The organism is Marinomonas fungiae (assembly GCF_001418205.1).
GTDB lineage: Bacteria > Pseudomonadota > Gammaproteobacteria > Pseudomonadales > Marinomonadaceae > Marinomonas > Marinomonas fungiae.
Genome location: NZ_LIQF01000009.1, coordinates 47,174 through 59,762, shown reverse-complemented (window position 1 = coordinate 59,762; position 12,589 = coordinate 47,174). Strand labels below are relative to the sequence as shown.

Sequence of the window (12,589 nt, the reverse complement as noted above, 5' to 3'; positions counted from 1 at the left end):
TTGGTTTGGCGGATTTAATGGACTCTAATGCCGAGTTAAATGAGGAAAAAAACGGGCTTAATTTATGAATTGATAGGCTTATCTATGGCTTTTCACAGAGAGTATGTCAGGCTGACTACATCAACGAAAAATAGGAGGTGGCTATGCAGTTTAGTCGATTTCAATTTCGAAAGTGCGCAGAGTCTAAGGACAAGAATCGCGACTTTATCGCCGAAGAACCTATTTCACTAGATCAAGCAGCGCAAGAGTATGCGGTAAAATATGATGAGCTCAACTTTTGGCAAAAATGTAAACGCTATGCCAACCGCATCGGGCGAGCGGGATTAGAGAAAGTATTCAGCCTCTATTACGCCACCCAACATAAGGACTGTACCCTGGCACAAAAAGCAGCAATCTATGGGGCGTTGGGGTATCTGCTCACGCCGATTGATGTGATCCCCGACTTGACGCCATTTTTCGGTTACAGTGATGACATCAGTTTGATCAGCAGTGCCTTGATTGCCGTGGCTTCTTTAATCGATGAGGGAGTCAAAGAAAAAGCTAAGGTCAAAGTGGAACAATTAATGGGAGAAACGGAGTCAGAATGAAAACAATCGGATTACTAGGTGGTATGAGCTGGGAAAGCACACAGGGATATTATCGGGCCATTAATGAGGGTGTGAAAGAAGCCCTAGGCGGTCTTCACTCTGCCAAGCTGGTTCTGAATAGTGTGGATTTTGCTGAAATTGAAGCCTGCCAACAAAGCGGAGACTGGCGCAAGGCAGGAGAGATACTGGCTCAAGCTGCCCAAGGAGTCGAAGCAGCGGGAGCGGACTGTCTGCTAATTTGTACCAATACCATGCACAAAGTGGCAGAGGACATTGATGATGCGATTTCCATTCCACTTATCCATATCGCAGATGCCACCGGTGAGGCTTTAAAGCAAGCAGGCGTTAAACGAGTCGGGCTGCTGGGAACAGCATTCACTATGGAGCAAGACTTTTATAAAGGCCGTTTAAGCGAGCGGCACGATCTAGAAGTATTGGTACCCAAAGCAGAAGATCGGGCTCTGATCCACCGAGTGATCTTCCAAGAGCTATGCGTTGGCATTACAACGAATGCCTCAAAAGCAGAATACTTACGCATTATTGAAGCATTAAAAGAGCAGGGCGCCGACGCGGTGATACTAGGATGTACTGAAATTGGCATGCTGGTCACCCAGGCTGATACAGATACTCCGTTGTTTGATACCACAGAGATTCATGCGAACGCAGCGGTTACTTTTGCATTAAAGTAAATAATCCATTAACTATCTGGTTTTCTTTTGCCATATTTGATCCTTAAAAGCGTGCTATGTTTAAGGTCCATTGTTAATAACTATTTTTACAACACATCTGAGGGATTACCTGTGAAAGTATTAGCCTTTGCTGCAACGAACCACAAAGCATCAATCAACAAACAACTAGTGACTCACGCAGCCAACATCGTGGCGCAAAATACGGGTGCTGAAGTTGAAGTGCTGGATCTAAACGATTACGAATTACCGCTTTACAGTATCGAGCGCCAGACGGAAAACGGTATGCATCCGTTGGCTCAACAGTTCTTCGATAAAATTGGTGCCGCTGACGCTGTGATTATTTCGTTTGCTGAACATAATGGTTCATACGCAGCGGTGTATAAAAACTTATTTGACTGGGCATCACGCATCGACATGAAAGTCTATCAGAACAAGCCAACGGTTCTGCTAGCAACGTCTCCCGGCCCTGGTGGCGCCAGCAGTGTATTAGCCAGCGCGGTTGGTTCAGCCGATTTCTTTGCTATGGATCTAAAAGGCAGCTTATCTGTGCCTACGTTTAACGACAACTTCGATACGGATAAAGGTGTTTTGGTAAACGAAGAGTTGGTAGAGAAACTTAAAGATATTCTTTCAGGTCTGTCTGAATAATTTATACAGTGTTCGATGATTTTAAAAAGCGGCTTAATGGCCGCTTTTTGTTGTTTGAAATTCTAAAGATTACAAATTTTCCTCGGCAAACTCAGCCAAGCGACTGCGTTCGATGCCATTCACATGCATGATACTGGCGTATTTGAAGGCCTTACAGCGCTCCACTAGGTAGGTTAAGCCTGAGGTGAGTGGTGTAATGTATTTGTTATCGATTTGAGCCAAGTTACCTAAGACAATGATTTTAGAGTTTGATCCTACTCGCGTGACAATAGATTTAAGCTGAAACTGCGTTAAACCTTGCGCCTCATCGACAATGATCAAGGCATTGTTGAACGAACGGCCGCGCATAAAGTTTAGAGATTTGAACTGGATGTTGGCTTTTTGTTTGACGTAGTCAATGCTGCTGACGGCATGCTCATCGCTGCCGTGTAAGATTTCTAGGTTATCATCAAATGCTGCCAACCAAGGTGCCATTTTCTCTTCCTCGGTGCCTGGTAAAAAACCAATGTCTTCTGCCAGTGGCGGCGTAGAGCGCGCTACAATAATTTTATTGAAACGTTTTTCTTCCATGGTGACATGTAAACCATAAGCCAGTGCTAACAAGGTTTTACCAGAGCCTGCTGGGCCCGTCATAATCATCATGTCACTGTTATCATGGCGTAATAGATAAAATGCCATGGCTTGTTCTAGATTGCGTGGCGTAATGCCCCAGAAAGACTGATGCATTAAGCTTGAGCGATGGATATCGAGTAGATAAGCGTACTTGTCATCCAGATTGACAACGAAACCGGTAAATTCTTCGTCATCTATCACGAACATGTTGAGATAGAGTTCTTGTGGTAGCTCTGCTTTTTGAATCTTATGGACGGTGTGTACACCATGAGTTTCGGTATTAACCTCTGTAATGTTGTCCCAAAAGCGTCCTTCAATAGCGATATAGCCTTTGTTTAGAAGATCCACATCATCGAGGACTTTGTCCTTTCGGTAATCTTCCACACGCTCAAGTCCAGAGCCTTTGGCTTTGATACGCATATTGATGTCTTTGGTCACTAGACAGGCACTTGCGCGCGGGTTGGTGGCTTGTAGGCTCAGTGCAACATTGATAATACGGTTGTCGTTAGCGTGATGATGGTTGCCGTTTAAAAACGGTACATTGTCCATATGGGTAATTTGTTGATCGGGGAATATCGCAAGAGTGCCGTGGGCTTTGGCGACTTGCTCTGATTCTGGGCCGTGAATCGGTACCCCATCTTGCAGTTCTTTTGGCGTGGCATCATTAACGATTTTATCGATGATGTTGATGGCTAAGCGGGCCTCACGGCTAACGTCTTTATCTCTGCGATCTTTAATCTCATCCAACTCTTCTAGGACGGTCATCGGAATGACGACTTTATGCTCCGCAAAGGCATAGATAGCCATTGGGTCATGAAGTAACACGTTGGTATCTAAAACATAGATCTTTTCCATAGTACTTCTCTCCTCTATTTAGAGATAAAAATCCTTTTGCTTGGCTTGTCGATAAGAGGAATGCGGCCAAGTGGTACATATGGTGAATGCGCGAGAAGGGAAGTGGGGCTGAGGTCTCTGAGTCATTAAGTATCACGCTTCCCGAGTGGATGGAGGTGTTTCTTGTGCGCCTTGTCGTTAACTGCATTCACTAACATAAGGACAAGCAAACTCTGTATTACCTTGAGCATATTTTCAGTGTATGACAAAAAGACGACAACTGTGAAGTGCTGATACAAAATAATACATGGGCTATTAGGTGGGATAGGCTATAAAAAAAGCCCTTTAGGGTATTACCATAAAGGGCTTTTTAAACAATGTGTTAGATAACTGATTAGTCGTCTAGGAAGCTACGCAGGTGCTCAGAACGGCTTGGGTGACGTAGTTTACGTAACGCTTTTGCTTCGATCTGACGGATACGCTCACGGGTAACGTCGAACTGCTTACCCACTTCTTCAAGAGTGTGGTCAGTGTTCATATCGATACCGAAACGCATACGTAGTACTTTCGCTTCACGAGCAGTAAGACCAGCAAGAACCATAGTCGTTGATTCTTTCAAACCTTCAATCGTTGCGGTATCACTTGGTGATACTGCGCCATCGTCCTCGATGAAATCACCTAGATGTGAATCTTCGTCATCACCGATTGGGGTTTCCATAGAGATCGGTTCTTTAGCGATCTTCAGTACTTTACGGATCTTGTCTTCAGGCATGTCCATGCGAACAGCTAGTTCTTCTGGCGTCGCTTCACGACCCATTTCCTGTAGCATTTGACGAGAGATACGGTTCAACTTGTTGATCGTTTCAATCATGTGCACAGGGATACGAATAGTACGTGCTTGGTCGGCAATCGAACGGGTGATTGCCTGGCGAATCCACCAAGTTGCGTAAGTCGAGAATTTGTAACCACGACGATACTCGAACTTATCTACCGCTTTCATCAGACCGATGTTACCTTCTTGGATCAAGTCCAAGAATTGTAGACCACGGTTGGTGTATTTTTTCGCGATCGAAATAACCAGACGTAGGTTGGCTTCCACCATTTCTTTTTTCGCACGACGAGCACGTGTCTCACCGATCGAAATACGACGGTTGATCTCTTTTAATTCCGCAATTGACAAACCAGTGTCTTTTTCAATGCCGCGTAGTTTACGCTGGCAACGCATAAATTCAGCTTCGTTAGCCTGTAAGCCATCTGCGTAATTGGCACCTGAGTCAATACGTTCTTGAATCCAGTTCTGGTTGGTTTCGTTGTTTGGGAACAACTTCAAGAACTCAGTACGTGGCATATTCGCTTTACGTACACACAGTTGCATGATCAGACGCTCTTGCTCACGCAATTTGTCCATGCGTGAACGAATACGCTCAATCAGGTCATCAAAAATCTTTGGTGACAGTTTGATCGGCGCAAACATGATGCTTAGCTCTTCTTGCTTAGCTGCTACTTCTGGGTGTGCGCGGCCATGTTGCTCAAGCAATGCAGCCAGCTCACGATGAGCACGACGAATCTCGCCAAAACGAAGTGCTGTCTCTTCTGGATCTGGACCGCTTTCTGTTTCATTCTCATCGCTTTCAGAATCGCCGTCTTCTTCGTCGGTATCTGTGTCGTCGTCGCTAGCAGCGTCTTCGTCTACTACATCAACCGCTTCTTCAAGCTCTTCAAAAACAGGCTCTTCGCCATCGCCATCGATAAAGCCGCTAAAGATATCGCTCAGGCGACCTTCTTCTTCAAGGGCTTTGTCGTAGTGATCAAGCAATACTTCTACGGCGCCAGGGTAGTATGACAACGCCGCCATGACTTCACGTGTGCCTTCTTCGATGCGCTTAGCAATGGCGATCTCGCCGGCACGAGTCAATAGTTCTACAGTACCCATTTCACGCATGTACATACGTACAGGGTCGGTGGTGCGGGTTACATCACCTTCTACAGCCGCTAGGGCTGCGGCAGCTTCTTCCGCTGCGTCGTCATCTGTTGAGTCACCTTCTTCCATCAGAAGGCTTTCTTTATCAGGCGCGTATTCAGAAACCACGATGCCCATGTCATTAATCATGGCAATGATTTCTTCAACCTGCTCTGGATCAGAAAGGTCATCAGGTAGGTGGTCATTAACTTCGGCAAAAGTTAAATAACCTTGTTCTTTACCTTTGGCGATCAGCTCTTTAAGACGTGACTGTTGAGTGTCTGGCATTCGACAACCTATCGTTTAGAAATTCGTTTGGGAGATTTGCAAGCCGCGTATTATAACAAAAATCTTGGATTTTATCCAGATATTCTATTCTTTATTGGGTAATAATTAGTCAGTAATTATGACTTCTTTTTACGCAACTGTTCCATTAAAGCGCGCAGCTCTTGTTGTGCTTCAGGATTGTTAATGGCGTCATTGCCACGGTTTTTCAAGCGCTGAATACTAGAATTTAATCCCAGTGCATCAGATTGAAGATTAACTAGATCGAGAACTTCTTGTTTGGCATTGCCTAATTTCTGTTTGGTGCTGGCATCTGGATGGTTTAATAATTCGTAAATCGTGTACAGCAGTTCTTGATTGCGTTCCTGATATAAAAAATGTCCAGCATTATGGGTTGGATGCTTAACAAAATAACGCCAGACGCGACTAAAGGCTTGGCGTTCAGGTGTGTCGCCAGATAAAAGTGGGTCGGGGACGTCTATTTCTTGTGCGATGGCAGGGTGCATAAGTAAACAAAGCGTGGCATGCGCTACGCGTCCTAGCTTTGGTTGCTGTGATAAAGGAGCGAAGTGTTCTCGCTCATTAGACTGCCATTTACCTTGCCACTTGCCTTGCCACTTGCCCTGATCCTTTTTACCTTTAAATAGGCCTTTTTGACCAAATCCGGATTTGTTGCCAGTGACCGGAGCATTACCCGCATCAGGATAAGGTGTGTAGCCTGCATCCTCGTAATCATGGGGCGTATAACCGACGTCCATTTGATCATAGCCGTAATCATCGTAATGCAGTTGATCAGAGGTTTGCGGAGTGTAGCTGCTTGGCTGCGAGTGATCGTAATGGCGTGCAACGGGGGCGTTTGCCGTCAGCGTCTCAGAGCTTAATCCGGACTGTTCCGACAGCTGTTTGATTAGTAATGAGCGTAGTGTAGCTTCCGCTGGAATGCTTTGGATTAGCGCCATAGCATTTTGAGTAAACTGGGCTTCGCCTTCTTCATCTGCTAACGTCACCAATGAGCGAGCATGCTCAAACAGTACATGGGCCAGAGATGAGGAATCGTCTAATAGATTTAAGAAGCCTTCGGTGCCTTCTTTGCGCACGAGGGAATCGGGGTCTTCGCCCTCGGGTAAGAATAGGAAGCGAACCTGTTTGCCGTTTTGAATCACGGGCAAGGTAGCTTCTAGACCTCGAATCGCGGCCCCACGGCCAGCTTTATCACCGTCAAAACATAGGGTGACTTTATCCACCAGCTTGAACAATTTTTTGAAATGTTGGCTGTTGACTGATGTACCAAGGGTCGCCACCGCATTGGTAATACCGTATTGAGCCAACACAATCACGTCCATGTAGCCTTCCACCACAATGATGTGATCCAGCACAGGTGTGTTTTGTTTGGCTTCGTAGAGGCCGTAAAGCTCTAAGTTCTTATGGAATACAGGTGTTTCTGGAGAGTTGAGATATTTTGGCTTTTCGTCGCCAAACGCTCGTCCACCAAAGGCAATTACACGACCACGAGAATCTCGAATCGGGAACATAATACGATCACGGAAACGATCGTAATAATGACCTGCTTGCTCTTTTTTCTCGACCAGCATACCGCCCTGTAGCAGCTGCTCTTGATGCTCGGCACGCGTGCCTAGCTTTTTGAGAAGATTGTCCCATCCAGGGGGTGCAAAGCCTAAGCCATAAGTTTTGGCAATTTGGCCAGTTAAGCCACGTTCATTAGCTAAATAATGCCGTGCTTTGTCCTTATGCGGACTTTGGGTCAGTTGCTCTTGGAAATAGGTCGCGCACTCGCTCAAACGTTTTAGGAGTTCGCTGTTTTGCTCATAACGATCTGGTACGCCTTGCTCTCGTGGAACTTCCATGCCTGCGTCTTTGGCCAGCACTTCGATGGCTTCAACGAAGTCGAGGTGATCATGTTCCATGACAAAGGAAATGGCGTTACCACCGGCACCACAGCCAAAGCAGTAGTAAAACTGTTTGTTCGGGTTGAGGCTGAAAGAAGGGGATTTTTCGTTATGAAACGGACACAGAGCAGAGTAATTTTGCCCAGTCTTTTTTAGGGTGATGCGAGACGCTACGACATCGGTAATGTCGGTACGAGCCAATAGCTCATCAATAAATTGATCTGGAATGCGTCCCGCCATGGTCTGTGTATTAGCCTAACAATGCTTTAACTTGCTTGCTCACTACAGACATATCGCCGCGGCCTTGAACCTGTGGCTTAACGATGGCCATTACTGCACCCATTTGTTGCATGCTGGTAGCACCTGTTTCTGCAATCGCTGCTTTGACGATGTTTGTAATTTCTTCTTCGGTAAGTTGCTGCGGTAGGAATTCTGCAATGACTTCCATCTCTTTCTTCTCAACTTCCGCTAAGTCTTCACGACCACCGTCCGTGAATTGCTGGAAGGAGTCTTTGCGCTGCTTAACCATTTTATCCAGAATCGCTAATACACGGTCGTCTTCAACTTCGATGCGTTCATCTACCTCCACGCGTTTGATCTCAGCTTGGATAGAGCGAATGATGGTCACACGCTCTTTTTCTTTAGCGCGCATAGCGGTTTTAAGGGTATCGGAGATTAGTTTTTTCAATTCTGACATGGTTGTCTTCCTTAGGAATGGGCAATCGTGTTATTGAAGCAAAAAAAATCGGCTAGTTGTACAACTAGCCGATTTTTTATCGTAAAACTTTCACTCTACTGCAATCGGTATTGCTTAATGAAAAGCAATCAACAATTGCTTAGTACAAGCGTTGGAATTTCTTCTGTTCGCGAGATACTTTCTTAGCGTGACGCTTAACAGCAGCAGCTGCAGCGCGTTTGCGTAGAGTAGTTGGTTTTTCGTAGCACTCACGGCGACGAACTTCAGCTAGGATACCTGCTTTTTCGCAAGAACGCTTGAAGCGACGTAGTGCAATGTCAAATGGTTCGTTATCTTTAACTTTAACTGCTGGCATATCTATTTACCTATAAGTAATTTAGTCGTTTGTATACACAAAACGGCGCGAATCATACCGATTTTTCAACATAAAATAAATTGGTACGAGCCGTAATGTGCGGCTTTCACAGTGTGTGTACCCAAATATTGTACAAAATTCTCTTTGGGTGCCCCTGACTTAGCGATCCCTAGCTCTAATTGTAGAGTCTTAAAGGGAGAGGGACGGAAAAAATCACCTGCCTTTTAATAAACGATCAAATCGGGCCGCATGGTACAGGAATTGAACGGCCTTGTCTAATGCTTTACAAACTTACCGGCATTTCGATGCGAATAGTGCCTACGTTGTCCAAACAGTTTGAGGTACAATGCCCAGCATTAGCGAATAGCGTAGGAATACCATGAAAGTTTTAGGCTTAGAGACATCTTGTGATGAAACCGGTATCGCCATTTACGATACGGAAAAAGGTCTTCTGACGCACAAGATTTACACTCAAATTGCACAGCATGCCGAGTATGGTGGTGTTGTGCCAGAATTAGCATCGCGCGACCACGTGCGTAAAACCTTACCTTTGATTGATGAAGTGCTTGCGGATGCCAATCTAAAAAAATCGGATTTGGATGCGGTGGCTTACACATCCGGACCGGGGTTAGTAGGGGCCTTAATGGCTGGTGCTACCATTGGTCGTTCCATGGCCTACGCATTAGGCATTCCAGCTTTGGGCGTGCACCATATGGAAGGTCATTTGTTGGCGCCGATGTTAGAAGAAAAACAGCCGAAAATGCCCTTTATTGCGTTACTGGTTTCGGGGGGGCACACCCAGTTAGTGCGCGTAGATGCCATTGGACAGTACAAACTACTAGGTCAATCTTTAGACGATGCGGCGGGTGAAGCCTTTGATAAAGCCGCGAAGATGATTGGCTTGCCTTACCCAGGCGGCCCTTATATCGCTAAGCTAGCGCAAGATGGCAACCCTGATGCAGGCATTAAGTTTCCGCGACCAATGACCGATCGTCCAGGTTTGGATTTTAGCTTCAGTGGCTTGAAAACCGCATTTTTAACGGCAGTGCACGATGCTCTGGATCGTGATGCTTTTAATGATCAATTTCAGGCTGATATTGCTTTAGCGTTCGAACAAGCGATAGTAGATACCTTGGTAATTAAATGTCGCCGCGCGTTGGAACAAGAAGGCCTAAAGCAATTGATCATTGCCGGTGGTGTCAGTGCCAATAAACGTTTGCAAAGCCAGTTGGAGATTCAATTGGCAAAAATTAACTCCAGTGTATTTTATGCGCGCCCTGAGTTCTGTACCGATAACGGTGCCATGATCGCTTATGCGGGGGCTCAACGTTTGCTTGCTGGGCAGCATTCGCCGCTTAATCTATCCATCCGAGCGCGCTGGCCGCTAGCGGATTTGCCTGATATTAACGAGGAAATTTAAGTATGCAGGACATCGTTTTTATTGAAGGTCTCCACACAAAAGCTGTCATCGGTGTATACGAATGGGAAAAGGTAATCTGGCAAGAGTTGGTGTTTGATATTGAAATGGAGCACGACAATCGTGTACCAGCAGCAAATGACGACATCAATAAAACACTGGATTATGAAGCGATTTCCAATGCCATTGTGGGGTTCTGTAAAGAGCACCAATTTGAGCTAATCGAAACCTTGGCAGAGCGTTTGTGTGCGGTGCTGATTGATCGCTTTGGTCTCACCACAATCACTATGACGTTACGTAAACCCGGTGCAGTGCCTTCTGCTCGCGCTGTTGGGGTGAAAATTCGTCGTAGCGCTTAGTTTAGTTAGCCTTTTAGCAGCAGCGGATTGCTAAGCCCTTCGAGGGCTTCAATTCGCGTTTGCTTTAATGCTTGTCCCAACTCCGCACCACTGTACCCCTGCTTAATCAGCACCTGAGCGTTGATCTTAGCGATCCCCGTGCGCAGGGCTAACCAATGTTCCACATCAGTTTGTGTTAAATGGGCGAGAATACTGACCAGCTTCTCAAAAGGTTGTGGCTTTTTGATTGCCGCGACACTGGTTAACCAAGGCTCCCAAACAGTGGCGGGTAATGGCAATGGGTTTGCCTCGACAAAGAGACGGCTTTGCTCACTAAACCAGCAGAATTGATTAGGCGCGCGCAAATGCGCATTTAACTCTGCTAACGCGACAATAGGGGTGTGCGCTGTGATCAAGCTCCAGCGTGCGTGCTTGTCCCAATCTTTTGCGAACACCTGTGTTTGGTATTCCAGTTTAGGGAACAGATGGGATAAAGCGCCAACTTCGGCTAAGACATCGAAATACACATGAGCGGTTGGACTTTGTAGTGCATTTTCCGTTTCTCGCCAGACTCGTTCTGGCGTCAGGCTGTCTAGTTCACCAGAGCTCGCGATCTCTGTCATTAAAGCCTTGGTTTCTGGTGCAATCTGAAAGCCAAAGTTTGCAAAGCGGGCCATAAAACGTGCCACCCGCAATACCCGAAGAGGGTCTTCAACAAAAGCTTCCGAGACGTGACGCAGGATGCGATCTCGTAAATCTTGTTGGCCATTAAAGGGATCGATCAAACGGTCATCATTACTTTTGGCGATGGCGTTGATGGTAAGGTCGCGGCGCTCTAGGTCTTCTTCCAAACGAATATCCGGAGCAAAGTCGCAGACAAAGCCGGTATAACCGACACCTTGCTTTCGTTCTTTACGGGCTAGGGCGTATTCTTCTTTGGTCTGAGGATGTAAAAATACAGGGAACTGTTTGCCAACTTGTTGATAGCCTTGCGCCAGCATTTGCTCAGGTGTGCTACCTGTGACCACCCAATCTCGGTCCTTTACCGGAAGGCCGAGCAGTTCATCGCGAACCGCTCCACCGACTAAGAATACGCTTTGCTCGTGTTGCATCGATTAGCCTTGTTCGCACTGATCTGGGTACATGGCGCTCCACTGACTAAAGCCGCCATTTAGCGAATAAACTTCTTCAAACCCTTGGCTAGCTAAAAATTCAGCGGCGCCTTTACTGCTATTACCGTGATAGCAGCAAACGATTACAGGAACGCTTTTATTAGTGCTAGCAATAAATGCTTGAACATTATCATTGTTCAAGTTGATCGCAGAGTTCATATGGCTTGATTGAAAACTAGCTTCGTCGCGGATATCGACCACAACTGCGTTTTCAATAATTGGAAGGGCGTCATTAATATCAATACAAGAATAAGTGCTCATGGTTCTCTCAGGCTAAGTTACAGGGAGTGCTAAAGCGCTGGTTATCGTCCAGTCTCAAGGCAGTCAAGGCGCCACCCCAAACACACCCAGTATCTAATGCGTAGATGTTAGGTGTATTGGTAATGCCTTCAAGTGCTGCCCAGTGGCCAAACACCACGCGTGTTTCTTGTGGCAATTTACTTGGTTGTAAGAACCAGGGGGCGTAACCTTTACGAGCGGTCGCTGGACCTTCTTTTGATTTTAAATCCAGTTTGCTATCAGCACGACAAAAACGCATACGGGTCAGATAGTTGGTGATCGCACGTAGGCGATCCATACCAGTAAGGTCTTCTGACCACGTATCCGGCTTATTACCATACATGACCTGAAGAAATTCCTCTAGCTGGTCTGAGCGCAGCACCGATTCAACTTCGCGACTGAGGCGTAGTGTCTGCTCAATATCCCAGCATGGGGGTACGCCTGCATGGGTCATGATGACCTTAAAGTCGGGGTCATAATGGCACAGGGGTTGCTGGCGTAGCCATTCCATTAGCTCATCACGATCACTGGCTTGCAGAATGTTCAGCAGGGTATCGCCGCGCTTTAACGTTGCAAAGCCATGGGCTACCGCTAATAAATGCAAGTCGTGATTACCTAAGACCACTTTTGCTTTAGCGCCGAGTGAACTGACGAAACGCAAGGTTTGTAAACACTCTGTGCCGCGGTTGATTAGATCACCTGCGAACCAAAGGGAGTCCGCATCGGGGTCGTATTGAATTTGCTCAAGCAATTTTAACAGTGGCGTAAAGCAGCCCTGTAAGTCACCAATAACGTAGGTAGACATAGTA

At 46.3% G+C, this 12,589-nt stretch carries 13 protein-coding genes; 5 read left to right on the top strand and 8 right to left on the bottom strand.

Annotated elements, in window-relative coordinates; all coding sequences use genetic code 11:
- The first annotated feature begins 143 nt into the window (after positions 1–143).
- From ASC49_RS13710 to ASC49_RS13700, 3 genes are all read left to right on the top strand, one after another.
- Complete coding sequence (locus ASC49_RS13710) at positions 144–587, top strand: YkvA family protein (protein WP_055463828.1); 444 nt, start codon at positions 144–146, stop codon at positions 585–587.
- Positions 584–1,276: an aspartate/glutamate racemase family protein gene (locus ASC49_RS13705; RefSeq protein ID WP_055463827.1), complete on the top strand. Its 693-nt coding sequence runs from the start codon at positions 584–586 to the stop codon at positions 1,274–1,276. The genes ASC49_RS13710 and ASC49_RS13705 overlap by 4 nt, the downstream gene beginning before the upstream one ends.
- Before the next feature lie 111 nt (positions 1,277–1,387).
- Positions 1,388–1,924, top strand: coding sequence for an NADPH-dependent FMN reductase (locus ASC49_RS13700; RefSeq protein WP_055463826.1), 537 nt, complete (start codon positions 1,388–1,390; stop codon positions 1,922–1,924).
- A 69-nt stretch (positions 1,925–1,993) separates the two neighbouring features.
- Here ASC49_RS13700 and ASC49_RS13695 read toward each other — a convergent pair whose 3' ends face one another.
- From ASC49_RS13695 to rpsU, 5 genes are all read right to left on the bottom strand, one after another.
- Positions 1,994–3,391 carry a PhoH family protein gene (locus ASC49_RS13695; protein ID WP_055463825.1) on the bottom strand — a complete coding sequence of 466 codons (1,398 nt, stop codon included), beginning with the start codon at positions 3,389–3,391 and terminating at the stop codon, positions 1,994–1,996.
- A gap of 373 nt (positions 3,392–3,764) precedes the next feature.
- On the bottom strand, positions 3,765–5,618 hold the full coding sequence (gene rpoD, locus ASC49_RS13690; protein ID WP_055463824.1) for an RNA polymerase sigma factor RpoD: 1,854 nt from the start codon (positions 5,616–5,618) through the stop codon (positions 3,765–3,767).
- A gap of 116 nt (positions 5,619–5,734) precedes the next feature.
- On the bottom strand, positions 5,735–7,762 hold the full coding sequence (gene dnaG, locus ASC49_RS13685) for a DNA primase (protein WP_055463823.1): 2,028 nt from the start codon (positions 7,760–7,762) through the stop codon (positions 5,735–5,737).
- 10 nt (positions 7,763–7,772) lie between these two features.
- A complete protein-coding gene (locus tag ASC49_RS13680) occupies positions 7,773–8,219 on the bottom strand; it encodes a GatB/YqeY domain-containing protein (protein WP_055463822.1) in 447 nt (148 codons plus the stop codon).
- A 139-nt stretch (positions 8,220–8,358) separates the two neighbouring features.
- Entirely contained in the window at positions 8,359–8,574 is a 216-nt protein-coding gene (gene rpsU, locus ASC49_RS13675) for a 30S ribosomal protein S21 (RefSeq protein WP_055463821.1), read from the bottom strand.
- Positions 8,575–8,953: 379 nt separating this feature from the next.
- Between rpsU and tsaD the strand changes: the two genes are divergently transcribed.
- Both tsaD and folB read left to right on the top strand, forming a co-directional pair.
- The gene (gene tsaD, locus ASC49_RS13670) at positions 8,954–9,994 is read left to right on the top strand and encodes a tRNA (adenosine(37)-N6)-threonylcarbamoyltransferase complex transferase subunit TsaD (protein ID WP_055463820.1); all 1,041 of its coding nucleotides are present in this window, start codon (positions 8,954–8,956) and stop codon (positions 9,992–9,994) included.
- A gap of 2 nt (positions 9,995–9,996) precedes the next feature.
- On the top strand, positions 9,997–10,350 hold the full coding sequence (folB, locus tag ASC49_RS13665; protein ID WP_055463819.1) for a dihydroneopterin aldolase: 354 nt from the start codon (positions 9,997–9,999) through the stop codon (positions 10,348–10,350).
- A gap of 5 nt (positions 10,351–10,355) precedes the next feature.
- Here the strand turns inward: folB and ASC49_RS20205 are convergent, their stop codons facing one another.
- Genes ASC49_RS20205 through ASC49_RS13650 form a run of 3 tightly spaced genes read right to left on the bottom strand, consistent with a single transcriptional unit; the run spans position 10,356 to position 12,585 of the window.
- Positions 10,356–11,441: a tRNA nucleotidyltransferase gene (locus ASC49_RS20205; RefSeq protein WP_055463818.1), complete on the bottom strand. Its 1,086-nt coding sequence runs from the start codon at positions 11,439–11,441 to the stop codon at positions 10,356–10,358.
- A gap of 3 nt (positions 11,442–11,444) precedes the next feature.
- Positions 11,445–11,762: a thiosulfate sulfurtransferase GlpE gene (glpE, locus tag ASC49_RS13655; RefSeq protein WP_055463817.1), complete on the bottom strand. Its 318-nt coding sequence runs from the start codon at positions 11,760–11,762 to the stop codon at positions 11,445–11,447.
- Between the two features lie 7 nt (positions 11,763–11,769).
- The gene (locus ASC49_RS13650) at positions 11,770–12,585 is read right to left on the bottom strand and encodes a symmetrical bis(5'-nucleosyl)-tetraphosphatase (protein WP_055463816.1); all 816 of its coding nucleotides are present in this window, start codon (positions 12,583–12,585) and stop codon (positions 11,770–11,772) included.
- Between the last annotated feature and the right edge of the window lie 4 nt (positions 12,586–12,589).

Coding starts and splice junctions, on each gene's coding strand:
- folB (WP_055463819.1), top strand. CDS start 9,997: ATGCAGGACATCGTTTTTATTGAAGGTCTCCACACAAAAGCTGTCATC.
- rpsU (WP_055463821.1), bottom strand. CDS start 8,574: ATGCCAGCAGTTAAAGTTAAAGATAACGAACCATTTGACATTGCACTA.
- ASC49_RS20205 (WP_055463818.1), bottom strand. CDS start 11,441: ATGCAACACGAGCAAAGCGTATTCTTAGTCGGTGGAGCGGTTCGCGAT.
- glpE (WP_055463817.1), bottom strand. CDS start 11,762: ATGAGCACTTATTCTTGTATTGATATTAATGACGCCCTTCCAATTATT.
- tsaD (WP_055463820.1), top strand. CDS start 8,954: ATGAAAGTTTTAGGCTTAGAGACATCTTGTGATGAAACCGGTATCGCC.
- rpoD (WP_055463824.1), bottom strand. CDS start 5,618: ATGCCAGACACTCAACAGTCACGTCTTAAAGAGCTGATCGCCAAAGGT.
- ASC49_RS13710 (WP_055463828.1), top strand. CDS start 144: ATGCAGTTTAGTCGATTTCAATTTCGAAAGTGCGCAGAGTCTAAGGAC.
- ASC49_RS13650 (WP_055463816.1), bottom strand. CDS start 12,585: ATGTCTACCTACGTTATTGGTGACTTACAGGGCTGCTTTACGCCACTG.
- ASC49_RS13680 (WP_055463822.1), bottom strand. CDS start 8,219: ATGTCAGAATTGAAAAAACTAATCTCCGATACCCTTAAAACCGCTATG.
- ASC49_RS13695 (WP_055463825.1), bottom strand. CDS start 3,391: ATGGAAAAGATCTATGTTTTAGATACCAACGTGTTACTTCATGACCCA.
- dnaG (WP_055463823.1), bottom strand. CDS start 7,762: ATGGCGGGACGCATTCCAGATCAATTTATTGATGAGCTATTGGCTCGT.
- ASC49_RS13705 (WP_055463827.1), top strand. CDS start 584: ATGAAAACAATCGGATTACTAGGTGGTATGAGCTGGGAAAGCACACAG.